Annotated in this window: 25 protein-coding genes and 5 pseudogenes; 10 read left to right on the forward strand and 20 right to left on the reverse strand. The window is 51.5% G+C overall.

Going from position 1 to position 24,238, the window contains the following annotated elements; all coding sequences use genetic code 11:
- Positions 1 to 77: 77 nt before the first annotated feature.
- The 10 genes and pseudogenes from Q0824_RS03215 to Q0824_RS03260 all read right to left on the reverse strand — a co-directional run.
- Positions 78 to 530, reverse strand: a pseudogene (locus tag Q0824_RS03215) (DNA polymerase ligase N-terminal domain-containing protein); the annotation flags it as partial.
- Positions 531 to 906: 376 nt separating this feature from the next.
- Entirely contained in the window at positions 907 to 1,947 is a 1,041-nt protein-coding gene (locus tag Q0824_RS03220; protein ID WP_298447477.1) for a DUF3618 domain-containing protein, read from the reverse strand.
- Positions 1,937 to 2,335, reverse strand: a complete 399-nt coding sequence (locus Q0824_RS03225; protein WP_298447479.1) for a phage holin family protein — start codon at positions 2,333 to 2,335, stop codon at positions 1,937 to 1,939. The genes Q0824_RS03220 and Q0824_RS03225 overlap by 11 nt, the downstream gene beginning before the upstream one ends.
- Positions 2,332 to 2,895 carry a hypothetical protein gene (locus Q0824_RS03230; protein WP_298447482.1) on the reverse strand — a complete coding sequence of 188 codons (564 nt, stop codon included), beginning with the start codon at positions 2,893 to 2,895 and terminating at the stop codon, positions 2,332 to 2,334. Before Q0824_RS03230 ends, Q0824_RS03225 begins: the two co-directional genes overlap by 4 nt.
- Before the next feature lie 821 nt (positions 2,896 to 3,716).
- A complete protein-coding gene (locus Q0824_RS03235) occupies positions 3,717 to 4,001 on the reverse strand; it encodes a hypothetical protein (RefSeq protein ID WP_298447484.1) in 285 nt (94 codons plus the stop codon).
- Positions 4,002 to 4,157: 156 nt separating this feature from the next.
- Positions 4,158 to 4,655, reverse strand: a complete 498-nt coding sequence (locus tag Q0824_RS03240; RefSeq protein ID WP_366521638.1) for a YetF domain-containing protein — start codon at positions 4,653 to 4,655, stop codon at positions 4,158 to 4,160.
- 226 nt (positions 4,656 to 4,881) lie between these two features.
- Positions 4,882 to 5,292: pseudogene (locus tag Q0824_RS03245) on the reverse strand (GGDEF domain-containing protein); the annotation flags it as partial.
- A 104-nt stretch (positions 5,293 to 5,396) separates the two neighbouring features.
- Positions 5,397 to 6,188: a hypothetical protein gene (locus Q0824_RS03250; RefSeq protein ID WP_298447487.1), complete on the reverse strand. Its 792-nt coding sequence runs from the start codon at positions 6,186 to 6,188 to the stop codon at positions 5,397 to 5,399.
- A gap of 4 nt (positions 6,189 to 6,192) precedes the next feature.
- Positions 6,193 to 6,795: a hypothetical protein gene (locus Q0824_RS03255; RefSeq protein WP_298447488.1), complete on the reverse strand. Its 603-nt coding sequence runs from the start codon at positions 6,793 to 6,795 to the stop codon at positions 6,193 to 6,195.
- Positions 6,796 to 7,504: 709 nt separating this feature from the next.
- Entirely contained in the window at positions 7,505 to 7,735 is a 231-nt protein-coding gene (locus Q0824_RS03260) for a ChaB family protein (RefSeq protein ID WP_298447490.1), read from the reverse strand.
- A 158-nt stretch (positions 7,736 to 7,893) separates the two neighbouring features.
- Between Q0824_RS03260 and Q0824_RS03265 the strand changes: the two genes are divergently transcribed.
- The 4 genes and pseudogenes from Q0824_RS03265 to Q0824_RS03280 all read left to right on the forward strand — a co-directional run bounded on the left by Q0824_RS03265 (position 7,894) and on the right by Q0824_RS03280 (position 10,177).
- The gene (locus Q0824_RS03265; RefSeq protein ID WP_298447492.1) at positions 7,894 to 8,331 is read left to right on the forward strand and encodes a DUF2231 domain-containing protein; all 438 of its coding nucleotides are present in this window, start codon (positions 7,894 to 7,896) and stop codon (positions 8,329 to 8,331) included.
- A pseudogene (locus Q0824_RS03270) lies at positions 8,328 to 9,344 on the forward strand (PQQ-dependent sugar dehydrogenase); the annotation flags it as partial. The gene Q0824_RS03265 and the pseudogene Q0824_RS03270, both read left to right, overlap by 4 nt.
- 216 nt (positions 9,345 to 9,560) lie before the next feature.
- Positions 9,561 to 9,938, forward strand: a pseudogene (locus tag Q0824_RS03275) (glutathione S-transferase C-terminal domain-containing protein); the annotation flags it as partial.
- Between the two features lie 26 nt (positions 9,939 to 9,964).
- Positions 9,965 to 10,177 carry a DUF2945 domain-containing protein gene (locus Q0824_RS03280; RefSeq protein WP_298447494.1) on the forward strand — a complete coding sequence of 71 codons (213 nt, stop codon included), beginning with the start codon at positions 9,965 to 9,967 and terminating at the stop codon, positions 10,175 to 10,177.
- Between the two features lie 12 nt (positions 10,178 to 10,189).
- On the opposite strand, the gene Q0824_RS03285 is transcribed toward Q0824_RS03280, so the two are convergent.
- Positions 10,190 to 10,846 carry a cyclopropane-fatty-acyl-phospholipid synthase family protein gene (locus tag Q0824_RS03285; protein WP_298447496.1) on the reverse strand — a complete coding sequence of 219 codons (657 nt, stop codon included), beginning with the start codon at positions 10,844 to 10,846 and terminating at the stop codon, positions 10,190 to 10,192.
- Complete coding sequence (locus tag Q0824_RS03290) at positions 10,768 to 11,214, reverse strand: hypothetical protein (RefSeq protein WP_298447497.1); 447 nt, start codon at positions 11,212 to 11,214, stop codon at positions 10,768 to 10,770. Before Q0824_RS03290 ends, Q0824_RS03285 begins: the two co-directional genes overlap by 79 nt.
- A 399-nt stretch (positions 11,215 to 11,613) precedes the next feature.
- Between Q0824_RS03290 and sodC the strand changes: the two genes are divergently transcribed.
- The 3 genes from sodC to Q0824_RS03305 are packed head-to-tail and all read left to right on the forward strand — an operon-like array spanning position 11,614 to position 13,631.
- The gene (gene sodC / locus Q0824_RS03295) at positions 11,614 to 12,114 is read left to right on the forward strand and encodes a superoxide dismutase [Cu-Zn] SodC (RefSeq protein WP_298449502.1); all 501 of its coding nucleotides are present in this window, start codon (positions 11,614 to 11,616) and stop codon (positions 12,112 to 12,114) included.
- A 48-nt stretch (positions 12,115 to 12,162) separates the two neighbouring features.
- Entirely contained in the window at positions 12,163 to 12,753 is a 591-nt protein-coding gene (locus Q0824_RS03300; RefSeq protein WP_298447499.1) for a superoxide dismutase family protein, read from the forward strand.
- Positions 12,753 to 13,631, forward strand: a complete 879-nt coding sequence (locus Q0824_RS03305) for an SDR family oxidoreductase (protein WP_298447501.1) — start codon at positions 12,753 to 12,755, stop codon at positions 13,629 to 13,631. The genes Q0824_RS03300 and Q0824_RS03305 overlap by 1 nt, the downstream gene beginning before the upstream one ends.
- Before the next feature lie 76 nt (positions 13,632 to 13,707).
- On the opposite strand, the gene Q0824_RS03310 is transcribed toward Q0824_RS03305, so the two are convergent.
- From Q0824_RS03310 to Q0824_RS17345, 3 genes are all read right to left on the reverse strand, one after another.
- Entirely contained in the window at positions 13,708 to 13,932 is a 225-nt protein-coding gene (locus Q0824_RS03310) for a hypothetical protein (protein ID WP_298449504.1), read from the reverse strand.
- Between the two features lie 75 nt (positions 13,933 to 14,007).
- On the reverse strand, positions 14,008 to 14,301 hold the full coding sequence (locus tag Q0824_RS03315) for a 3-hydroxyacyl-CoA dehydrogenase family protein (RefSeq protein WP_298447503.1): 294 nt from the start codon (positions 14,299 to 14,301) through the stop codon (positions 14,008 to 14,010).
- Positions 14,302 to 14,303: 2 nt separating this feature from the next.
- On the reverse strand, positions 14,304 to 14,459 hold the full coding sequence (locus Q0824_RS17345) for a 3-hydroxyacyl-CoA dehydrogenase NAD-binding domain-containing protein (RefSeq protein ID WP_366521639.1): 156 nt from the start codon (positions 14,457 to 14,459) through the stop codon (positions 14,304 to 14,306).
- Between the two features lie 433 nt (positions 14,460 to 14,892).
- On the opposite strand from Q0824_RS17345, the gene Q0824_RS17350 reads away from it, so the two are divergent.
- Together Q0824_RS17350 and Q0824_RS03320 are read left to right on the forward strand one after the other, a co-directional pair.
- Positions 14,893 to 15,039, forward strand: a complete 147-nt coding sequence (locus Q0824_RS17350) for a cation transporter (RefSeq protein WP_366521622.1) — start codon at positions 14,893 to 14,895, stop codon at positions 15,037 to 15,039.
- 23 nt (positions 15,040 to 15,062) lie between these two features.
- A complete protein-coding gene (locus tag Q0824_RS03320) occupies positions 15,063 to 15,287 on the forward strand; it encodes a hypothetical protein (protein WP_298447505.1) in 225 nt (74 codons plus the stop codon).
- Here Q0824_RS03320 and Q0824_RS03325 read toward each other — a convergent pair.
- From Q0824_RS03325 to Q0824_RS03335, 3 genes and pseudogenes are all read right to left on the reverse strand, one after another.
- Positions 15,284 to 16,270 carry a cation diffusion facilitator family transporter gene (locus tag Q0824_RS03325; protein ID WP_298447507.1) on the reverse strand — a complete coding sequence of 329 codons (987 nt, stop codon included), beginning with the start codon at positions 16,268 to 16,270 and terminating at the stop codon, positions 15,284 to 15,286. The genes Q0824_RS03320 and Q0824_RS03325 overlap by 4 nt on opposite strands.
- Entirely contained in the window at positions 16,267 to 16,716 is a 450-nt protein-coding gene (locus Q0824_RS03330; protein WP_298447509.1) for a transporter substrate-binding domain-containing protein, read from the reverse strand. Before Q0824_RS03330 ends, Q0824_RS03325 begins: the two co-directional genes overlap by 4 nt.
- A 432-nt stretch (positions 16,717 to 17,148) precedes the next feature.
- A pseudogene (locus Q0824_RS03335) lies at positions 17,149 to 17,983 on the reverse strand (IS30 family transposase).
- A 943-nt stretch (positions 17,984 to 18,926) separates the two neighbouring features.
- Here Q0824_RS03335 and Q0824_RS03340 point away from each other — a divergent pair.
- Positions 18,927 to 19,127, forward strand: a complete 201-nt coding sequence (locus Q0824_RS03340; protein ID WP_298447510.1) for a CsbD family protein — start codon at positions 18,927 to 18,929, stop codon at positions 19,125 to 19,127.
- A gap of 377 nt (positions 19,128 to 19,504) precedes the next feature.
- On the opposite strand, the gene Q0824_RS03345 is transcribed toward Q0824_RS03340, so the two are convergent.
- Both Q0824_RS03345 and Q0824_RS03350 read right to left on the reverse strand, forming a co-directional pair.
- A complete protein-coding gene (locus Q0824_RS03345; protein WP_298447512.1) occupies positions 19,505 to 22,675 on the reverse strand; it encodes an Ig-like domain-containing protein in 3,171 nt (1,056 codons plus the stop codon).
- A gap of 13 nt (positions 22,676 to 22,688) precedes the next feature.
- Positions 22,689 to 24,008, reverse strand: a complete 1,320-nt coding sequence (locus Q0824_RS03350; protein WP_366521623.1) for an outer membrane protein transport protein — start codon at positions 24,006 to 24,008, stop codon at positions 22,689 to 22,691.
- Positions 24,009 to 24,238 lie beyond the last annotated feature (230 nt).

Here is a 24,238-nt window from a genome sequence, read left to right on the forward strand (position 1 = left end):
AGAGTTCGTCCGGTTTTCACGGACTTATTCTGGGTGGAGACGGGATTACGACGTGCATCCGCGCGGCTGTCATCCATTTTGATTAACAACCATTGCGGCTTCTTTCCTTCCCTAAAACGTTTGAGTGCGAAGCCGCCTACGAGTTTTTCCCCTTCCAACCAAACCTCAATGAGTCCCTCATGGTAGGCAGAGCTCATAGAGATCGTTGACTCGCCTTCGGCCCGAAGATTACGATAGGTGCCGCGATCCCAAACCATGACTGCGCCCGCGCCGTAATTACCCTCCGGAATGACACCTTCAAAATCCGCATAGTCGAGAGGGTGATCGTCTACCTCAATAGCAAGACGCTTGTCGGCCGGATCCAGCGAAGGGCCCTTTGGCACAGCCCACGATTTGAGAGCACCGTCCACCGCCAACCGAAAATCAAAATGAAGCTGTCGGGCAGCGTGTTTCTGAATCACGAACTCGTTATCGGTGCGGGAATTCTGGTTTGCACCATTGCGACTAGTTTCACGTTGATCCGTATCCATACAAACCTCCTGCTTTCCGCCACACAAGACATTTACTCAATCAGGTTCCAGCTAGCAATTATTAGCGCAATTACAATCGGAGTGTTAGCAGCCTTGTAAGCACATCGTTCATGAAGGTATGAGTACCGCGCCCATTTAATTTAACTGAATTGCAAGCCACGCCTGAGAAGGCAAAACTGTGGCAGCATTAGGGTGCAACCAAGTGCTACTCCCACATTTTTCATGAGATTCCATGCCGTCTCATCTTTATTTAATGTGTTCGATCAATCTGCAAGTTCGGTATTTTGGTGATGGTATTGATTGAAATATTTTGACACATCTAAATGTGTCAGCCCGCCATCAATGCGCGGGCTGGCAAGTCCTGCACAGATCGCGTTCACGACTTCTTTATATCACCGACGTTCTGCTTTTCCGCTTCAGATTCGGCGGCATCTACAATGCGCTTGCCATAGGATTTTGCCTCGTCAGCCACAGCTTGGCCTGCAGTATCCGCAGGAGCGGCATCATCGGCTTTTTCCCTGGATTCACTGACAGCCTTTTTGGCTTCATCCGTAGCCGCCTTTGCAACCCGACCGAGCTTTTGCTTCTCTTCTTCGAAGATACGCTCCGCGTCGTCGAACAATTTATCGCTATGTTCGCCAAGATATTGATCTTCCATCCGGCTGCGTGGCAGGGCTGCACCCAAAGCGGCGCCAACGGCAACCGCAAGCGCACCGGCGACCAGCGGCTGCTCTTCAAACATATCCACCGCCCGCTCACGACCTTGGCGGGCATACGACGCCGCAGCATCGCGTGCATCAATCGCACTTTCCCGAGCTGCAATTACACGGTTACGTGCTTCTTCCGTGAAATTTTCTGTGCCTTCGGTCAGCTGTTCTCTCCACGTTGCCGCCCGATCCGTTGCCGAAGAAGCGAGGTTGTGCGCGCTATCAGCTGCAGACTGAGCCTTGTCCGACACTGCTCTTGCCGCACCTTTAGCTTTGTCCGTGACAGGTGATCGCGCACTGCGAGCTTCGCCCACCGCATTCGACCGCGCTCCAGATAGGTTTCCACTGGCACTAGAGTCGACATTACTTCTTCTTGTTCTTATGCCCGGCCCTTCGTCGTTATAGTTAAAGTCAGGTCGACCATAACTGCGGTTGTGATCATAGCGATCACGCCCACCTGACCTGTCTCCCATGATCAACCAGGCAAGACCTACACCGGTCAACGCCAACGCTACTGGATTACTTTTGACTGCTTCAGACACAGACCGCCCGATATCACCGCCGTGCTCACGGAATTGGTCCGAGACCTGACGGGCAATTGACTCGATTGAGAACTTATTCTGCAAGTCATCCAGCGCGCCGGTCAGGCCGGCACGTTCGCGTTCGATCTCGCGCTCGATTTCCTCAGGGCTACGTGATTCATTTGTCATCGTAAACCTCCTTCACGGCTTTCGCATCGCGCTTGACGTTCGTCGCTGTTCGAGTTGGCGCGAGACGGCTGAGTTTCAGATCATTCATGCCCTTATTCATCATCACATAAGCGATAACTGCAAAAACGACACCCACGATCAGCGCTGACCATCCTGCGGGAACACCCGCTTCTGTAAGCGCTGCGACAAGTGCTGCTGACAAGACGTTGAGAGCAGTCAAACCAATAATGATGGCCGCAATGATCACGCCAATCGCCACACCTGCGCTTTTAAGGTTTTCATCGACTTCGGCCCGCGCCAAATCGACTTCACTCCGAACCAGTGAACTCACATGGGTCAGCGCATCGGTCAGCAAGCCTCCGGTGGATCTATTTGGATCGGTGCTCATACCGTGTTTCCTCCAGGATTGGGGGTGATTGCATGGCTATACTCGCGAGCCGAGCTGGGCGTACGCAACCGGCCCCCGGCGGCATACGGATCAATCCGGCTCCGATGCTGTGCAGCTTCATTGGGGTCGGGTCGACCGTCACTGGAAGCCCTGGCAAAGCGAGTGGCTGCGAAACCAATCAAAGCCGCGCTGCCGAGGAAAACCATCGGATTGCGCCTGGCAAAATTCGAGACAGCACCCACCATCTCGCCCAAATCTTTGTCGCGCATCGCATCAGAGGCATCCGCAAGCCCTTCAGCAATCTGGCTGAACGTTCGTTCTTGAGCAGAGCCCCTGCGCATTTCTTCTGCAGCGCTGCGAAGGGCTGACGCGACATCTTTCACTTCGTCCGCTGCCGCTCCCTTGGCTTGATCCGCATAATGGCCAGCTTCAGCCGAGACTGTATCTGCGGCGTCCTGCGCACCAGCTTTCACTTCTTCTGAAGCCGCGCCACCGGCGCGCCTGGCTTGCTCTTTAAAGGGTTTTCCACCGCGTTGATTATTTTCATCAATATTCGTCATAACGAACTCCTTGAATCCAAGATTAAAAGACTAGGTTGACGACTACGAGAACAACGACGATAACTCCGATGAGATAGAAGATGTTGTGCATTCTATTTCTCCTTGGCTATGCAAGTTACTTGTTAATCCAAAGACAACAACCCAACTCACTTCCTGATACAAAAAATAACATTTTCAAGATACCGCGATGTTGAAACTGGATCAAACCCTTTTAAGATCCATTACAACTTACTAATATTGAGTGTCTGAGTGATTCGCTTTAATCAGCAACAAGGGAGTATTAACGCGACATATAGTAAATTAGGCGTCGGTTTAAACGAGGGGCAGTTATGAGGTGGTAGAAATAGGCCCCACCCGTTAAATAGTAATGGGGCGCCCCTAAACGTTTTCCCTCAAGCTGGGCACAGCTTTCAAAAGAAACGCAGTGGTAAGATAGAGTAAAACCCGTTTATCCGATTTTGGAGTCAAGGTTGGTCTGGCTGCAGAAGAAGCCATATTAAACGCGATTTTGAGGAGTTAGCAACCGACTTCGAAGAGCAACTGAATTCGGGCGGCCTCCGCATTAGTACCGTGAAAAGAGCGATTGGAAGATCGGTACATAGTGCAACCTCTCAATCAGATTTAAACTACCCGTTAGAAGCGCACTTACAACCAGAGTGCTGGCACCCTTTACCTTCAGAGCACTCCTGACAACAATATATTCCAGCTTGTGTTTTAACATGGTTTTCGTCGTCAGCCACTTTGCAGTGGCAACCTTCACGGACACATTGGTACGCACCATCAGCGTTTACGTTAGCCATAACGTTTTCTCCGTGTTTGATTTACCGCTGAGCAGTGATTTCACGATAATAATCGTCAATATTTGGCACAAGAATGGGCAACCCCTGCGCCAAGTTCAACGCAACCCGTTTCATTAACGCGGATTCAATCATCGCATAAGTGTCCAGAGACTCATCTTCAGTATGAAACTGATTCTGAATCAGTGATATTTGAGCAAGCGCGCCCTGAATTTCTTCATCTTCAGGATATTTGGCTTGCAGCTCTGCCGGCGAAAGTCGCAGAAAATCCTTTGCCAGCGTCTCTCGCCTAGGTGTCTCAACTTCCATGGCGTAATTTCCTTTCTAAACCACTGCAAATGCATCGTTTTTCTACCGCGCACCTTCTGACTTTAGGGCAAACACTTGAGCCGAGCTCTCAGTATGTTAAATATAGTTAAATCAACGTGAAAAGCCAAGCCAGGTTCAGAGCAGATTAACATTGCACTAGCATTGATCTACCTTATCCGGATGCACTGACAAACCGCCATGCACACCAAGCAGACTGGAATCTTCGGGCTCACCTTTATTACTCTGAATTACGCTGAATGATCCATCCGTCTCAAGCACCACGGCCCTGAGGCTTTTCATATCTGCCACGCCTGCTGCGCGCACAGCCGCACGCACTTCGCTTTCTGATACTCTAGTACGGCCCAAGGCGTCAGTTATAAAACAGCCATGCTCTAGAAGTAGTTGCGGCTCTCCGGTAACCAACTGCCTGATCGATGGCATCCGTACGCTCGACCAGGTAACAAGAAACTGAAGAGCGATTAACAACGAAAACGCCACAATGCCCTTGGCCAGTGTTACCCCTTGGCTCAGCATTATTGACGCTAGGATTGAACCCAGAGATATAGTTACGATTAGATCAAACGCGTTCATTTTCGATAACGTGCGCTTCCCTGACACACGTAAACACGCGATAAGACTCGTGTAAGCGATCACGCCGACAATAGATGTTCGAGCCAGCTCTTCCCACCCAGCAAAAATGACGTTTTCCAAAAAGTCTTCTCCCCTAGCCTACGATCAACCAGTATGGATGCTTATCGAACCAAGTTCGATAATAAGCCAGTAGTGCATCTGCCACTATCGCTCATTAACAGCGTCTATTAACATGCGAATCATTTCAATGGCGCTATGCGCGCTGGTTGATTTGACTGAACAGGCTGAGCTAGTTTCGCCCAGAATGCTTTGCGAAATACATCGCTCTGTCGGCGCTTTTCAGCAGCTGTTCTGGCGTTTTTGCGTCCTCAGGAAACAAAGCGATTCCAATACTGCCCGATATCGTCGCTTCGCACGCCTGCCCCATCCCCACGTGGAACGGCACTGCAATCTTTCGAAGAATATTTTTGGCGATCAATCCGATTTGAAGTGTATCGCCTACGCCGATATCAAGCAGTATTACAGTGAATTCGTCTCCGCCCAGGCGAGTGATTGTATCTGACTGACGTACACATGATGTAATTCGAGTAGCCACACATTCAAGCAACTCATCTCTAACAACATGGCCATATTGGGGGTTAACGAGCCTAAGATGATCCAGGTCGATAAAGAGGAGAGCCAAGAGCTCCTTGGTGCGATCGGAGCGGTGGGTATGTTGCTATAATCGATCCCCAAAAAAGCCGCCGGCTAGGCGTGTTCGTGACGAAGTCATAATTGGCGTGACGCCAGAATTCCGCTTCGGACTCACGCCGTGTCGTTACATCGCGGTTTCTTACTCGCTTGTTCGGCAACAGACCGATTTTCATCATTCTCCTCACGATCCACATGACGGAACGACGAAGCCGATGAAAAGTCCGTCGCGTTCAGTTTTTCTAAAGTCTTTCGCAACTTACGACGTTCCCACAGCGACGCCAATCGTTTTGTATCCCAAGAGGCTGGCCTCAAAGTTAGCGTATCAGCGTTTACTGTCAGATCGAAACTTCGCTCTGCGCCAATCGGCATATTTTCAGGCCCATAAATACCAATAAGACGCAGCGTTATTCGCGTGAACTCCAAGTCGCCATGTGGCGCATCCCCGTGCATCAGAATGCCTTCATCACGGGCAAGCCGCTGTATGAGCTCGCTGAAAGTGCCAATATGCAGAAACCCACCGGATTCCATGGGCCCCTGCCTGACATTATCCATAACGCTCAGTGACCGTTGATCTGGGACCGACTGACTGCGCTGCTCCACTGGATCTTCATCGCCTTCGTCATATTCCTGCTCGAAATCAGTGACATCCATCGTGATGGTTCCCTCCGAGGTCTCAAGCTCAGCGATGATGTACTCAATGAAAACGACTTCTGCACTCATATTGCTGATAAGACAGAGTGCATTGACGTCTTTATTGCGGCCACGGTTAATGATAAGTCGCGGACTGCGTTGCCGCCGAAACCCCAAGTACAGAAGTTGAGCGTAGACCAACCAGATAATCACCGAGCCGAAACTGGCACACACAGAAAGCACCTTTTGGTGATCAGCTATCCAGTCATACATAACGTTACTCTTCCTCTAGGTCGGTGTCTTGCCCTACCCGCTCAACCTCAAGCCACCGCCATCCTTCCCCACGGACCATGTTGCGCAAACGAAGGCGCCGAGGCCGCACGGACTCGAAGCCCGCGTCGATTTCTTCAGCAGCTAATAGCGGTAGCTGACGCTCTGCAAGAAACTTGGTAGAGGACAAAGGAGGCACCTCTACCTCCCTTTTAGAAGCTTTGCTCTCGGTTCGATAAAGGTATTGGTTAATTACCTCTTGCACGTTAGCGCGCAGATAAGGCTGCAAACGAGCCGCCTGTTGCAACGCGAACGTGAGGAGACTCAAAGCTTCGTCCAACTTCGCTATTTGAAGCCCCAAGGAGTACTGGGATTGCCGGCAATAAAAAAGGTCAAGTATCGGATAGGCGAGTCGCTGTTCGGAACATTGCATCAGATCATTCGTCACCGTTTGAAGTGTACCCTCAAATATCTGATGTCCTCCCTGATGGAAGGACCTGGCTACAACAGCCTGAGGAGTTTTACCCAGAAACGATATGGTGAAAGCGAGCTTGCGGCGAATCACAGCACCCTGAACGAGAGGGAGCGCATAAGTAATGACAAGGGTCACTAAAATCGGACCGTTGAAAGACGCAAAAACGGTGAGTAACCGGGTGATATCTGCTGTAGGTGTAAAGTCTCCCCACCCCAAGAGTAGAAAGGGTGAAGCCTACATAGAAAATGCATTCAATATTATCGGCGGTCTGCCCAGTTTGCGCCGACACTAAACCATTCGGGAAAGCGCTGAAAAGCAAACACCACCCGAGCCACAATGCTACGAGCCATACTCCACCGAGCATAATGATCGTTAGGGGCCCCATGGGCAGCATAGGGGTCCTTCTCTTTAGAGTCCGCTGAAAATGGCCCGATAACCATTTAGCGCCGTCGGTCAGCCATGTTGTCAATGGTCAACCACCTTGAGTGGTCAACGTGGTCCACACCACATCTACCATGACAAAAATGACCAAGAACGCGCCGGCTAAAATTAACACCCTCTAATCCCCCTCTTGGCGTTATAATTGTTCTGACGTTGCTTTACGTTGCCGCACTCAAACTTTCATCCCGCTCGCTCGTCGAATAAATCAGCTGCCGCGCTTCGTTAAGGGCTTTACGCCTTGGCCGGCGAGCTCCCCGAAATCATCGTACATAGATAGGGGCGCGCAGTTTTTCCTAGTAGCCAAAATCTCCGTGCGTTTGTTCTTTGTGGCATAGGGCTCACCGAGTTTATTATCGACGCAGTTATAACTACCGTAGCTGAGTGCGGCGCTGATCCACCCCCATTAGCTTTTGTCTCGAACCCAACGATCACCCTCTTTGTGATATTCCTGCTTAACGGCGGCCCACGCTACCTTGTGGGCTGTTTCTTCGCGTCCTGTATTACTACGACGATCTTTCGGGTCTTCATACTCATCCCAAGCTGAATTAAACGCCTTGCGATAGATTTCTTGGGCGTGGCTTGGCAAATTGTTAATCACATTATCCGGTAGTTCTGACTTTTTTTTATAAGGCATAGCGTCGCTCCTTATTTTTGGCTCAGGTATCGCCCCACATACACGCATAATGGGCTACGCTTTATTTAGCAGATTCTGAATTCTATCAAGTGTAGTTCACGCCGGTAAAAGCAGTACGATCAATCTGACTCTCGTTTACCAACATGAAGGAGACCGCCATGACTAGTGCTGCTGCCCGACACTCCGGCACCGCGCTGTACCCGCTTCACCCGTTGCATGCGTTTGTCCTCGCCGGAATAGTGCCACTGTTTATCGGAGCTTTACTCAACGATTACGCCTATTGGACCAGCTACGAGCTGCAATGGAAGAACTTCGCCTCCTGGCTGCTCATAGGTGCGCTATTGTTCAATGGCCTGGCGTGGCTGGGCTCAATCGTATCTCTGGTCCGCGCTGATAAGCACATGGGGGCACCCCTGGCTTATTTTCTGTTGCTACTTGCGACCTTCGTGTTGGGGGTCATTAACTCACTGATACATGCGAAAGACGTGTGGGCCAGCATGCCAGCCGGCATGATTGTATCCCTTATCACTGTGATCCTGGCTTGCGCTGCAACTTGGATTGGCCTCGCCAGCTGGAGTATTGGAGGTGCAAGATGAACCCCGTTAATGTTCTGTCGATAACATTGATTGCTGCGTTCTTAAGCGCCTGTGGCCAAAACAACGTAGACGAGGCTGCACAATTAGGTCCTGATTCGACTCTGCCCGAAACTCAACGTGGCCTGTTACCAACCTTGAAAATCGCCGAGCCGGCAGGTTGGGGTGATCGTCAGCCTGTAGTGCCGCCAAACTATACGATCAGCGCCATTGCTACCGACCTGGAGATTCCCCGGCAGACATTGGTCTTGCCCAATGGCGATATTCTGGTGGCTGAAGGACGAGGCGGTAATGCGTCTAAACTTCGGCCCAAGGACTTTATTACGGGGTATTTCAAGAGTAAAGGTACTACCTCGGCCAAAAGCGGTGATCGCCTGACTCTGCTGCGCGACAGTGATGACGACGGCACCTACGAGACACGTACCGTGTTCGCCGATAATCTGAGTGCGCCTTACGGACGTGCGCTAATCGGCGACCAGCTGTACGTCGCCAATCAGGATGCGGTGGTGCAGTTCGATTATCAGCCCGGGCTGACCACGGCTAACGGACTAGAGGTAGAGGAAAATCGTGCCAGAACCTGGGAGATCGACGCTAAGAGCGGTGCTCACGGGCCCTATGCAACCGGCCTGCGCAATCCGACAGCGCTGGATATTCTACCCGGGACTGACCAACTATGGGCGGTAGCCAATGAGCGGGACGAGTTGGGTTCACGATTGGTGCCGGATAACCTAACCTCGGTTCAGGATGGTGAGTTCTACGGCTGGCCCTACAGCTACTGGGGACAGAATGTTGATCCGCGAGTGAAGCCGCAGCAACCCGACATGGTAGCCGCCGCGATTGCTCCGGATTACAGCCTGGGATCGCACAAGGCCCCTTTAGCCCTGGCATTCTCAACGTCGACCATGGGCGAAAAGTTCAGCGAAGGTGCATTCATCGGCGAGCATGGCAGCTGGAACCGGTCTGACCCCGCGGGTTACAAGGTAGCCTTCGTTCCCTTCAGTAATGGCATGCCTGCCATCACTGCTTTTCTCGATGATGAAAAAACGCAATACCTGCCGTTTGCCCCGCCCTTTCTGAAAGCAGGCGAGGTTGTCGTTTCTCATGTCGCCAACATCCTGCAGTTCCTCGGCCCCCGGTTGCAACTGGTGCCAGAGGATGAAACCTCGCGCCTGTGGGCCCACGGCTTACAGCTCTCGCTGATGGATTTCGTGGCCGAAGTTCACGATGTTCACCATCCCGTGGGGACAGAGATTTATTACGAAGATCAGAAAAAAGAGTCCAAACGGCGGGCACAAGCCTATCGCGACGAGCGTCTGCCCAAATTCCTGAATTATTTCGAGCAGGTACTGGTGAATAACCCGGCGGGAGATACCCATCTGGTTCGCGATAAGCTCTCTTACGTCGACCTGTCGCTATATCAGACCGTGGCTGGATTGCGCTATGCCTTTCCCAACGCATTGGCGTGCCTGGAGCCAAATTTACCAAAGGTCACCACGCTGGTTAAGCACGTCGGTGAGCGGACGAATATCAGGGCCTATCTCGATTCCGACCGCCATCAGGCCTTTAAGGAGGATGGCGTGTTTCGACACTATCCAGAGCTGGATATTTAAAGCGATTCAACGATCGGGAGGTAGCAATGAGCGAAAAATTCAAAATTGGCGATCACGTTAGCTGGAATTCCGAGGCCGGCCGGGTCAGCGGCAAAATTATCAAAGTACATACGCAGGATTTCGACTATAAAGGCCACACTAGGCGCGCGTCGAAGGACGAACCACAATACGAAATTAAAAGCGACAAGACTGACCATATTGCGGCGCATAAGGAAGACGCGCTAAACAAAATGGAATAGCTCGGGTATGGCTCAGCTGTACATGTGTCGGCGCGATAACTTTCTCATACTGGAAGGCTGCCCTGCCTTACGGCAGACAACCTGGAAGATGGCAAGGTTATCAATGTCGAAGGCATGGGCGCAGCCTGCGAAGTAGACCCGCCAGATCCGGTAGACTTCCTCGCCCACCATCTCACGAATCGTCTCCGCTTGAGCTTCGAACCGCTCGGTCCAGCACGCCAGTGTACGCGCGTAGTGGGGACGCAGATTCTCTACGTCAAGTGCCTCAATACTCCCCTGTTGCATGCTCTTGAGAACGAGCCCAATATGGGGTAATTCACCCTGCGGAAAAACGTATCGCTCACTAAAATTACCGCCGCCCAAGGGGGTCTCCCCGCTGTTAGCATTCACCGATGTGATGCCGTGATTCATGGCAATACCCTCCTCCGTAAGGAGATCCTTTAACCGCGAGAAATAGTCAGGCAGGTTGTCCAGGCCAACGTGTTCAAACATGCCGACACTCGTTATGCGCTCGAACTGGCCGGTGATGTCACGATAATCCTGCAGGGGGATCTCAACCCGATCCTCAAGGCCAGCCTCTTTTACTCGCTCTACGGCGAGATCGTACTGGTTCTGGGAGATGGTGACACCGACGCATTGGGCGCCGAATTTAATCGCGGCACGTAGCACAAGTGAGCCCCAGCCACAGCCACAGCCAATATCGAGAAGCGTTCGAGAGCCCGTACCAGCGAACTGCTCTGGTTAGTCTTTAGCGACGTCGTGAGGTCGTATCCAATTCTGATCAGATCCGGAAGGTCGCCGTCCAGGTCGATCTTTCCGCGAACATAGGCGTCGCCGAGGCTGTTGAGAGTGGGTGAAAGAATCGACCGAAGCGCGCTTGCTTCTTTGATGGTAAGCGTAACGGAGGGCGCCAGGAATTTTCCAAGTGGGTATTGGTGACCAGTCCACAACCGTAGCAGCACCGGCACGTTGACCGTCTCGCGAATCTGATTCGCCCAACGCTCAACTTTGTTGTCGATCAGTTTATCAATGAGCATCTTGAATCTCCTTACTAAGGAAGGGCCTGTGAAGAGAAACTGCTCAATCGCTTACAGCGCGAACCTTCAAGATTAACAGTATTGCACATTCAAACTAATTGCCTACGTCAGCATCCTCGGATTTGGAAGGATAGCGGCAGTACGTCATGCACAAGCATGCGGACACGTGGTCTCGCAACGTTCTGCGAATGACAGAATCGTAACAATGAGCTAAGCGCAGCAGCAGACAGGGATAACATTGACCCGGCAGAAACTGAGAGAGCAGTCACTTGGCGATTGCTTAAAAACTGTGCTAACCAGAATAGGAGGCAACAAGTTTTTGGACAACGCACTCAGTCGGCGCAAAGAGGACACATGATGATTAAAACTGCACTGCTCACATTCGCACTCGTCGGCACAATGCCAGTACTCGCTTTGGCGGCAAACCCAAACGCCAGCCATCTCGATATCAAGGTGTACAAAGTAACCGCCGACGGCAAGGGCGATTCTGTCGGTACCGTGCGCATACAAGACAATGAAGAAGGCGCCCTGTTTAAACCTGATCTAAAAGGACTGGAACCGGGACTTCATGGCTTCCATGTGCATGAAAATGCCTCCTGTGACCCCGCTAAAAAAGACGGAAAACTCACCGCTGCTGGAGCAGCAGGCGGCCATTTCAACCCCGATAAAGGCAAGCACAACGGGCCCTTCGAAAAAGGCCACGCCGGCGACGTACCAGCGCTTTACGTCAATAACGATGGCGAGGCGACAACACCCGTACTCGCACCCAATCTCAAATTCAAAGATCTGACAAACCGCGCTCTGATTATCCACGAAGGCGGTGACAACTACGCGGACTCGCCCAAACCACTGGGCGGCGGCGGCGCGCGCGTTGCTTGCGGTGTTATTACTGACGATTGACGCTCGCTCACAAACTTGCCGTCGCTTCGTCGCAGACAGGAGGAAGCCATGATTATTTTTTTAAGATGCGCTGCGCTTGCGGTGGCGTTAATGCCGGCAATGGTAACCGCAGTAGACGAACCCGACACTGGCGCAGAAGAAGCGGGAGGCAACGCTCTGTCGGTCTCGATGAGCCTTGCCACGCGTAATGGAAAATCTAAAGACATTGGCACGATACGCGTGGAAGAGAAGATAAGAGGCATTGTGTTAGCGCCTCACCTCAAGGGGCTAAGGCAGGGTGCTCATGGATTTCATGTGCATGAGCATGACGATTGCAGCTCAGTTCGTGAGGAGGCCAAATCCGGTAGCACACCTGAATACGTTGCTGCAGGCAACGAGGGCGGGCATTTGAGTTCGGGATTGGCCGATAGTCACACAGGCCCCTATGGTGACGGCCACCTCGGCGATCTCCCGATTTTGTATGTGGACAACAATGGTGTGGCCAACCACCCGGTTTATGCCCCGCGTCTCCGTTTAAATGACCTGCCAGGACGCGCATTGGTGATCCACGCCAACCCGGACAATTACTCTGACGATCCTGAAGAGAACGGCGGCAGCGGGCCAATTATCGCTTGCGGCATTGTGGACGGAGACAAATGATGAGCGACTTAAAAGACCCCCGTTATCTGTACCCGAGACCAGATTTCGCCAGGCAACAACAGAGTATTCCTGGCGAGGAGCGCGACATGGAACCGCTCGCTGACCATGGTGAAAGTTCCTACAAGGGTTCAGACAAACTGGCTGGGGCAGTTGCACTCATCACCGGCGCAGATAGCGGTATCGGCCGCGCGGTCGCACTGGCCTACGCAAGAGAAGGCGCTGACGTCGCATTTACTTATCTGGCGGAAGACACAGACGCGGAAAAGACGGCCGATTTAGTTCGCGACGCTGGCAGAAAGGTACTTGCTATCAAAATGGACCAATCCCAACGGTCTGCGTGCGATGAGGCAGTGGCGCAGGTTCTGCGTGAATTTGGACATCTTGACATACTCATCAATAACGCAGGTTTCCAACAGACGTACAGTAAACTGGAAGACGTACCGGATGATGAGCTCAGACGTACCGTCGGCACGAATATCGAAGGAATGATTTATCTCTGCCGCGCAGCGCTCACACACCTGCCGCCAGGAGGCTGCGTTATTAACACCACTTCCATTCAGGCATTCAAACCGAGTAGAAATCTTGCACCCTACGCAGCTACGAAAGCTGCTATCGCAAATTTTACGCTGTCACTTGCCGAAGAAGCTATTGCTAAAGGTATAAGAGTTAATGGGGTAGCACCCGGACCAGTCTGGACTCCACTAATTCCTTCTACCTTTCCGGCGGACAAGGTGCCCGAATTTGGCGCCAATACCCTTTTGGGACGCCCGGCGCAGCCCGCCGAACTGGCACCGATTTACGTGTTCCTAGCGTCCCCGGCCGCGAGCTATGTGACCGGTGAAATATACGGCGTAACCGGGGGTAGTAAACAACTTTAACGACAGTTGCAAGTTGTGGGCAGAAGAATGAGTTAGAGGTCCCTGCCCCTTTGCCTGTGCGTGGGGCCTTCAAGCATTAGTTAATTTCTTGCCAGCCCATGTCAGGCTGAAAGCGCGGGCCATAACGGTCGGCCAGTGTTTCCAAACCCTCGCGAATAAGGTCAAAGCCCCGATCATGCGCGCACTTCATCGGTCCACCCCGGAATGGCGCGAAACCGGTGCCAAATATCATCGCCCCATCGGCAATGTCTTCATCAGCAACCACGCCTTCTCGAATACAGGTCATGCAGGCATTGAGCATCGGCACCAGAAGCCTATCCAACGTATCTTCAGGCGGCGCTGAACCCGGCTCCTCTTTCTGGGCTTTGCCGTCCTTTCATGTGTAAACCCCCTCGCCTGTTTTCTTGCCTGACTTGCCATCTTCGACCAGCTTTTTGAGCCACTCAGGTGGGGCCGGCATGCTGGAATCGAGGCGCTCGCGCAGCATTTTTGCCACGCTCAGACAAATATCAAGCCCCACCTGATCCGCCAGTTCAATGGGCCCCATAGGCATGCCGAAGTCTTTTGCAACCTGGTCGATCGCCTCAGCTTGAACGCCCTCCTCCAGCAGTGTCATGGCCTCAACCAGATAAGGGGTCAGTGCCCGATTCACCAGAAATCGTGGAGCCATTGCTACGCTTGCGGGCCGGCGGTCGATCTGGCCGACAAAGGCGCGGGCACGAACATAGGTTTTTTTGAAATGGCATCGTGTGTGACCACTTCTATCAGTGGCATGCTGGCCACTGGATTAAAGAAATGACGGCCGACTAATCGCTTCGGGTTCTTCAGACCTTCCTTAGCTCATAAATGCCCCTCTAATAAACACTATCGTTTGACTAGAATTGACTATATTGCCCCAGCCAAGAATAAATAATAGGAGCGAGACTTAAATTTTTTCCTAACCTCTCCCGGTTGGAGGGAATGCAGTGAGCTTTGCCACACCTTTTCGCACTGAAACCGCCAAATAAGCCCCTAGCCTCTGTAAAGCGCGAAGCGGCTCGTGCTATATTTTAAATCGAAGCTCCGCTCAGCACCAATTGGCATATCCTCGAAGCCATTCCCGAGGCATTAACACGGCGAAAAATAGAGTTGTGCGCTATTCCTACTGAAACCATCAAAATTCGGAATACGCAACTCTATCGCAGGCTCCAACAGGAAAGTAATCTACGCTGCGCTCGGCGGTAACTTTCTGGTCGCGTGCACTAAATCTGTTGCTTCGGTAATGACCGGAAGCTCTGCCATGTTTTCAGAAGGCGTTCTCTCTCTGATCGATACTGCTAATCAGATCCTGTTGCTGTACGGTATAAAAAAAAGTGGCAAACCCGACGTCGACGAACTACATCGTATTGGGGTTGGCTATAGTGTTTGAAGGGGCTGCCCACCATTTTCGTGATGCTGTTCGAGGATTCTGCAGCGATAATTGGCCTACTGGTCGCGATGACCGGTATCTTTCGGGCAGATCATGCCTGCATGTACTGGATGGACGGTGCGGCCTCGCTGATTATGGGGCTGATTCTAGGTGGCACCGCGATCTGGCTGGCGTACCCACAGGTGAAACGAGTGTTCGTTGAAGCCGAGTCACTCAAGGTGCATGCAGCCACCCATCAACGAGATTAACTTTTTAATCGCGATTTGTTACTGCCATCCTCGCACTCTCGTTCCGGCAAATTTTTGACAGGCATGATCGTCACATCGAACACTTTCCAGTGTATGGATTTCAATTCATTGGTACCGCGCGTTATCCTCTCGGTGGCCTCACACTTGTCACTGAGGATTATAAAAACCTCTCCGAAGTAAACTTGACCATGTTCGCGAAACCTTACAGCATAGTCGTCTACCCAGCTCCAGCTAAGCACTACTTTCTCAATTGCCTCAATCAGCTCACTTACGCGGTCATCGTCAACGCGAGTAGGGTGGCGGTCCATCAGATCCGCCGTTGCATTTTTTAGATGGCTAACGCCGTCCCTAACAATGGATAAAGAGATCACAATTGCTGCGACCGAGTCAGCCCACCAATAGCCCCACCCGATGCCGAGAACGCCGCCAATTGCCGCCGCAGAGGTCAAATAGTCAGCCTTTTGAGTAACGGCATCGGTATGCATGATTTTGTTATGCAACTTCTCGGCTATTGGCTTTTTTATGGTTCCAATCACAACGGGAGGTATACCGCTGTATAGCAGCGCACCAATCATTACCCATCCCATCCACACTTGGTGCCCGAAAATGAATACGCTACCAATAGTTGGCCGCTCTGCCTTAATAAGCGAAAAAGCTGAATCTATGGCGAGGTAAAGTCCTATAACCAAAAGCGCTACTGATCCGCAAAGGAAAGCAATGCTGAAAGCTCGATGATATCCGTAAGGGAATTTATTGGTCGCCGGTCGGTCGTAAAAGCGCGAAGCTACCAGAAAAGAAATAGCTGGAATTAGGCTCAGGGTATCTTCCAACCAAGCAGTTTTCATTGCCTGAGAGCTCCCCATCACAAGAAACATAATGGCAACTACACTTGCCAGATAGAAAACTGTAAAACACTCCAACCGTTTCGCTTTTCGAAACTCTGGCTTTAATTCATCAGGCAGCTCAAACTTTGGAGTAATCATTTGTGAAGCCTTTTGAATGATTTCTCAAGCTCATACAACAATCGGTTCTCTCCCTTGCGAATAAGAACTACATGAACCCCATCATAGGGCATGGTTAACCCCACTTGCTGTTTCCAGAGCGTTTCTTTATCAAATCCTCCAATTAGCACATCCAATTGACCTTCGGTCAGTTTACGAACCAACGACGTCTCATTTGCGAACTCGAACTCAATGAGCAAACCCTGCTCTTCGGCGAACTGACGGAGAAGATCGACTTCCGTGCCCCGCGGTGACGGTACGCTATCAACCACGAATGGCGAGTTTTTACTCGCGCCAACGAGTAGACGGTCAGATTTGGCACGATTGAACGCATCCGACGCGTCGTGAGGAAAGCTGCAGCCTGCGTACATCAAAACTAGAAAAATCGTCGCAATGTGTCGGCACGAAAGACCTTTGTAATTTTTCATTAATCAGCGCTCCCGTTCCATGTAAGTTGCGAGTCATCATGCCCGCCCTGCAAAGATCAAGCTTTTTGGTGGCAGTCGTCTTGTTGCCATTATGGCTCTGTAATGTTGTCAATATAATGGGCCGCACAACATCGTCACGCGTTTTAACAACCGGCAGGCGCAACTCATCTTATGTTATGGATTGCCCCCGATCCAAGGTTGCCACGCAAATCTTCCAACGTGATTTCAGTGCTCACTAACAAAAAACCCTGGCCACAACATTTCGCTATTCTCGTACATTACCTAGTGAGTAATAGATGCGTAAAATATCCAGCACTTCAGGCCGCAGCTAGTGCTCCGTCCGGTTAATTCGCTGGGCTATACTTGTTATAATAGGGAGCGTCAAACAGCAATAAAAGGTGGCGGTCTCCAACTCTAAGTGTAACACCCAGTTTAATGAATGCCTGACGGCGCGTCTTGGGTACGTTTGACCAGGCCCATAAACACTTCCAGTGGCGCTTTGAAGCCTAACCGCTTCCGAGGCCGTGTATTAAGCAGGAAGGCAAAGGCGTCAAGCTCCTCCTGACTGAACACCGACAGGTCGGTTCACTTGGGCATGTATTGCCGCAACAAGCCGTTGGTGTTCTCGTTGATGGCTCGTTGCCAGGGGCTATGCGGATCTGCAAAGTAGATCGCCGTGGCGGTGGCTCCGTCCATTTTGGCCAGGAACACGCTCCACCAAGGTTCCAACGGCTGAGCGATTGAAGGCGCCTTTGATCAGGTCGCCTTCCCAGTGCCTAGGCAGCATTCGCTCTTCGACTTCCGGCGGTCGCAGGTGAATGCTGACCAAATCCGGGATTTGCTGGCGACGATCAACTCCGCCAGCCCGAGGGCGACGTTTGGTGTGACCCTGCCGCAGGCAGGTAATCAGCTCTTTGCGTAGTTCGCCATGAGGCTGGGCATAAATAGTTTTGTACACAGTCTCATGTGAGACTTGAAACTCGGGATAATTAGGAAACATAGCCTTCAGTGTGCCGCTGATTTGCTGAGGAGACCACTTGTTTCTCAGCATGTCGGCGACCACCCCATGCAAGTCGGTGCCCTCAACCAATTTGCGCCGTGGCCGACACCGTAAGCGGGCTGAACGTGCTGCAAGTCCCGCAGCTTCAGCGTCATAAGGCTGACCTTTTAATGTGCGTCGACACAGTTCTCGGCTCAGGGTGCTGGGTGAACGGTTCAACTTTCGGACAATAGCGCGAAGGTTATGACCCTGGCGCCTCAAAAACATGAGTGTCACGCGATCAGTGGTACTAAGATGATGATAGTGTTTTTCCATGGCAACACGATACTCGATTAGAGGGTGTTGCACTTAGTTATTGAGACCGCGCTCTTTCAACGGCTTTCCACCGCGTTGATTATTTTCATCAATATTCGTCATAACGAACTCCTTGAATCCAAGATTAAAAGACTAGGTTGACGACTACGAGAACAACGACGATAACTCCGATGAGATAGAAGATGTTGTGCATTGGATTTCCCCCTGACTGTTCAAGCTTTTGTTAATCTAAATAAACAATGTATCCAGAGCACTCAGAGCTCTTTGAAAGCTGTTGGTAACTGCATGCAGGACGTCTCGATAAGACGTTAGCTAAGCAGATCTTACGGCTTCCCAATAACGACAGACCAGAACCACTGCCACTTTATTAAGTGTTTTATGTTTCTACAAGACTTAAATTAAACCTTTAAAGAGAATTATTTAATTAATAAAACTTAATAAACATTATCCGGTAAAAATTACATCATCTATTTGTAAATTTTACAATTATTTCTCTTCCAGACCCTCTTTGCACAGAAACCATAATGGCCACTTACTATCACATAACACTGAACGCCATTTTGTATATTCAATTATTGTGACAAACTGGTGCTTTATATAACCAGAAGGCACCTTATGGTGCTGCCATATTAATACCAAACAGCTATAAACATTAGTTATAAAATCAATAACTTGTAAGTTAGTTCCGACTAAGAGAAATCGTATGATTTATTTGTTGACCCCGTTGGGTAACCTCCACGCCAATTTTTGACCAGGTGTTATCAGGTGCTACGAACGGACAATCTAGCTGCGCATACTGCCGGCTCAATGAATTGGCATGAGAGATGCTTTCATTAAATGATGCCCGCCAAAATTCTATTACGAGCAGGCTAAAATGGCGTTTATGGAGATTAGCATGAACAAAGATATTGCAGATGGAAAATGGCAGCAGCTGAAAGGTACGATTCAACAAAAGTGGGGCGACCTTACTGACGATGATTTGGATCGAATAAATGGCCGACGGGAAGAGTTTTCAGGCGTTATGAAAGAACGCTATGGAAAGAGCAAGGAAGAAGCTGAGCAGGAGTTCGACCGATTGCGTGATAACGATAACTGATCGCTAGCTTCAGCTGCGGCGGCGCTGGAAATAAAGCCGCCCCAGCTTCGACAGCGTACAAACCACAATGCAATCCCGTTTATTAATCCAACATCCGTAGCTTGCGCTATGAAAAAGAACTTTCGGAAACGACAAAGCCCGCCGTTAAGGCCCGACCAGAACTACTAGGGAGACACTGAATAAGTCCCAAAATCAGCGATAATACGGCCATCGTCAACCGAACAGGATTCGTTTCCGCCATGGATCAAATTAGCTTCTCCGAAGCCGAGTAATCCCCCCGGACCGAGAGTTAACTGCAATCGTTAGCCATTGCTGATGTATTTAATGTATCGACTCCGGCGCCAGCCAAGTGACTTTTTTGGTTTTAAAGCACTCGTTTACGGCGCCACTTGGTACCCCAGCGGCATCTGCTTGACCGGCAGCGATATCAAGTTCAGGTTTGCGCCACCTGCCGGGATGGTGAGCGATAGCTCTACCAAGCCCCTGAGCACTTTTTCAAACCCCACGTTTGCCTTTAAATTGACCACGTTCAAGGTCTCCAGCGTAACCAGCAAGCGCCCGTCATCGATGAGCCGGACAGGCCCGGAAAGCTCCAGTTCAAACTCTGTGCTGTAGATGTCATGCTTCAACAGGCTGTCGGTTTGTCCAAACAACTTGAGATTCGGGGCGTCCAGGTAGGCTGGTGCCGTGGTTCTGAATCGAAGCCTGCCATCCGCCCCCTGATCAATCATACCCACTATGTGGCCTTCCGGATTATCCTCCGTCACAACGTGGCGCATCCTGACAATCGCTGGCCCTGTTACCTGCTCCCCAAATACTTCCAAAAACACACTGATCGGGGTCGTCGCAATCACCGTCGGGTAGACTTTGACTTCAATTCCTTCATCGCCAAAAACGCTTGGGTCAATTGGCCCTGCCAAGTCAATGTTCAGCCCGTAGGTTTTATACAAAAACTTGTTCTCCGGGCAATCCTGGCTCTGCGATGGCTTACACCCAATCCTGGCCGGAAGTAACTCAATCCCCGCGACCTTCGCAGGACCGCCAGATAATATTGTGGTGGCATTGTTACTGGGCTTGTACACCGTTGGTGCATTCTGGCCCGCAGGGTAAGGCTCATGATCGAAGGGCTCCAGGCAGTCTGATGCGGAGTTGCAATCGATGACGTAATTGGAGTTCGCATCCCGCACAGGCACACTGCGCAGCGGTACAAATACATCATCTGTCTGAGGCGCACCGCGGAAATATATCTCCAGATCCGGGCCACCAATATCTTCTGAGTTAACAAGCAGGTCTGTTTGAAGAGGGAGCCCAGGTCCGTTCTGATCAGCCTCGGAACAGATTGCGTTATCGCACCCCCCACCCTGGCTGGACGCCAATGTATATCGATATAACGCATCCCGCTGCCATGGTTCTGCCGGGAAGAACTGAATACGCTGGTTGCTGAATTCCAATCGACCGGGCACGTTTTCAACGCGCGTGGTGCCGTCTTCGTTAGCCGAATCGACTCTGAACGTCTCCCCTAACCGCACCGTTCCTTCATCCAGGGACTGGGAAAACAGTACGGATATCGGGCGATTTGCAGGTAACCTGCTTAGAGGGATCATTTCTCCCAAAGGCCCGTCAATTGCGCCATCGACACACTGGCCATGCTTGTTATTTGCCAGATCCAAACCCACTGTCACGCAGGGATAACCCGGGTAGGTGGTTAGGGGAAGCGGTGAGACCTTGGCAACACCCGTTCCCAAATCGGGCAATTCGAACTCAAGAACCTGCTGGGGAATCCCGTTACCTGCCAGGTCGGTCAGGTTGGAATTAAGCTCTACAAAGTAGGTTACTCCGTGCTTCAGGCCGCCCTCCGGGTTGAGACTCACTGATGAACCGTCAACACGGTAGTTAACCGGCACTAGACTTGCGCCAGCTTTCAGGATGACACCTGTTGCCACAGAAGATTCCAGAATCGGCTCATCGAAAAACAAGGTCACCGGGTCGCCAGGCCTGTGTAATTTGCCCATGTCAGGGGCGAAGTCCTTCTCTCCAAGTGTGCCGGGAGACCAGCTCAGCAATGCAGGCGCTTCCCGATCTGATTCCCGGTTATCAAACGCCGCCAGTTGCGCATCAACTGAAGTATCGCCTGTTATCTGAAAGGCAATGGTAGAGTCCGCAACCTCCCTCCCCAAAAGGGTCGGTTCAAGTACTCCAAGCACATCAATCTTGAGCAGGCCGTCTTCAACTTGTGCGATCCCGACCAGCTCAGCATGCAGCAAGTTCTGAGTTAAGGCCGCATTTGGGCTTGCCATCTCTGTGCTCATGGAGACATCGATAAACAGCCGCGCGTGGCTAGGCGCATTTATATCATCTGTGTATGGATTGGGAATCAGATAACCCGTTGCATCTGTGATCATGGTTATGACGAGGTCACCGGTGGTCTGGGCCATCCCCGTGCCTTCATCAAGAACAGACACGGTTCCATTAGCCCTTACATCAACGGAACTGCCCGTCAGGCGTGTACCCCTTGGCACACGGATCGGCAAGGCTTCATCTGCGCCAAATGCGGGCGCGAACGCAAGTTCGCTGTACAGGCCACCACTGCTTTCGGACACGTCAGTGTTCCCGAGCAAAACAGAATTCAATATAACGCCGTTAACCGGCTGCCCGTTCAGTTTGGATAACACCAGTTCTGCATTTCCCTCGGTAATGCCCGGGTCGGTCACATTCTGAAACTGGACGACGGTCGGCTTTGTTGATTTGGCCAGGAACTGGCTAGCGTAGTCCAAACGCTCTCCGGTCATTGCCGGGAAGTCTTTGACTTCAAGTGTATAGCGTTCGCCACCAGTTAAATTATCACCCGGCAAACCACAGTTGTCCGCGCCATCAGAGATGCAGGGATCCACTGTAATACGGCGATCCTGCACAAACACGTTTGCGGGGACTTTATCGCCCTGCGCGTCCAGAAGCTCAATGGTGCCTCCCAGCGCCTGCCAATCAGGATGCGCAGGATGAGTTAGCTCTATACGAAATGAGGCGAAATCAGAGGGTTCGAACAGGGTGTCCGGTGCAGGATTCATATTGGCGACTGCAAAGTCGCGCCCTGCGGAATCAACATTCTTGAAACCGGTAAAGCCTCCACGGGTTATAAACTGAATGCCTGGTGCATCGTTCGCGAGATTATCATTCAGGTTTCGAATTTCCCTACCATCTTGAGCCTGAACCGGTTCATTGAAAACCACTTCATAGTCGGTGCCCGTCATCAGAAGCTCAACGGGGGTTAATCTCACACTGTACCCATCATCAATGTTTGTGATGACATAATCGACATCGCCTGCCTCTGAGCGCAATCTGGCGCTGCGCTGCAACGAGTCAGAGTCGACGGGCTCAGAGAACCTGAGAATCACTTCGGTGGCCGGGCTAACGTTGCGTTGCCCATCCGTAGGGTATGAATAAACGAGATCAGGGTTATCGAGCTTTGGCGTAAGCTCAAGAGTGTCAGTCTCGCCGCAGGCACCGATAAGCGAAGCCAAAAGAGGCAGCGTCAGAAGTCTAAGTTTCACAGCGAAGCCCACCTTAAAATTTGAAGGTAATTGAAGTACTGACAACATGAATATCGCCATCGGCTGCGACAGATGTTTCGTTGCCACTTCCATCAACAATCAGGAAATCTCGATCAATCAGCTGCTGATACTGATACGCAAAATCAAGACGTACGGGGTAGCTGAAAACGGGCGTGCGGTTATACACGGCTGCAAATCCAAGCCCGAAAACGGCCCTGTCTGTATCGTAGTAATTGAGACCCGGATTGCGTTCAGTGCGAAGCGGGGAGGTTTCGTAAGCAAGGCCGCCACTGACAGAATAGGTCTCGTTGAGTTGATACTCAGCGCCTACCCGTGGACTCAGCACATCGTCGAACTGAATGCGTTCAGAGGGCGGAAGCTCGGCCTGATCTTTAATCGTATCGCCGGCAAATTCCTCGACAAGCTCTGACCAGCGCTGCTGCTCAAGCGACACTGCCGTCCGCCACCGCTCACCTGAGTACTGCAAACCAACGGCATAGGTTTCCGGTTGAAACGCTTCTATCGTCGTGACAGCAAGCGACAATCCAGGTTCGGGGACTGTTTTGTTTACGACCACATCAGCCTCGACCGAGGTAGACGATGACGATTTGGTTCTGTATATGAGCGCTAGTTCCCAGCCATCCCAAATACAAGCGTCGTCACAGAAAAGCTTAGCGGGTTCGATGGTTGTGCCTAGAATCGCCTTCAGGGACGGTTTAGCATTTACGGTCAAGCTCTCCTGGCTCATATCACCTGCAAGTGTGGTGTGGGCTTCCAGTTCTGCGGAGGCCTTGAGGGTCAACCGCACCGATGCGCCAATGGAAACACCGTCGGCAATGCCTGTACCGACGCCGGCATTCAGAAACATCGGCTGCTTTCCAAATTGTAAATACTGCCCCGTGTCCGACGTCTCCGACCGAAACGCCATCATTTCCTTGCCGTACTTTTCCAGACCAAGAATTATGCCCACGTGTATAGGGTGCCTGTCACGGGTGAGCGAGGCGAGATTCGATTTAAACCCCAACAGAACATGCTGTGTTGGTGCGTTTGCAAGCACATTTCCACGGGCATCCGAACGGGTGGTACGAAGCTCCTGCTCTGCGTGGAGAATGCCCGCCGTCAACTCTCCACGCTCGTCGGCCGTAATGTAGGAGGGGTTGTAGTATGTTGCAGAGACTTCCTCAGTAAACATCGAAAGCCCCTGCGCAGTTGCTACGTCCTGGGGCATCAGTCCATAGCTGGTGCCCAGGTTTCCCATACCGGCCTGCGCCGATGGCAAGGCAAGTCCACACAATAACGTGGTGCATAGTTGCCACACCGCACTTTTTGCCATGTCCACCATTCCTTGTTTTATTCGAGTTTTTGCCTTTATGTTGTTCTACAATCCAGCATTCTTGCAACCAACCTGGGGGACTACAAGGGCATATTGTTACCCGAGCACTGGCCAATACTGCCACTGTCTTTTTGATGTGTTTTCTGTATGCCGGGGGAGCGGAAGCAGTCGGCCTGGCTCTCCAACGAACGGGGCTGGCCCGTCAGGAACGAGTCCAGAGGTTTCGGCAT

Origin of the sequence: uncultured Marinobacter sp. (assembly GCF_947488835.1) — a bacterium.
Taxonomy (GTDB): Bacteria; Pseudomonadota; Gammaproteobacteria; order Pseudomonadales; family Oleiphilaceae; genus Marinobacter.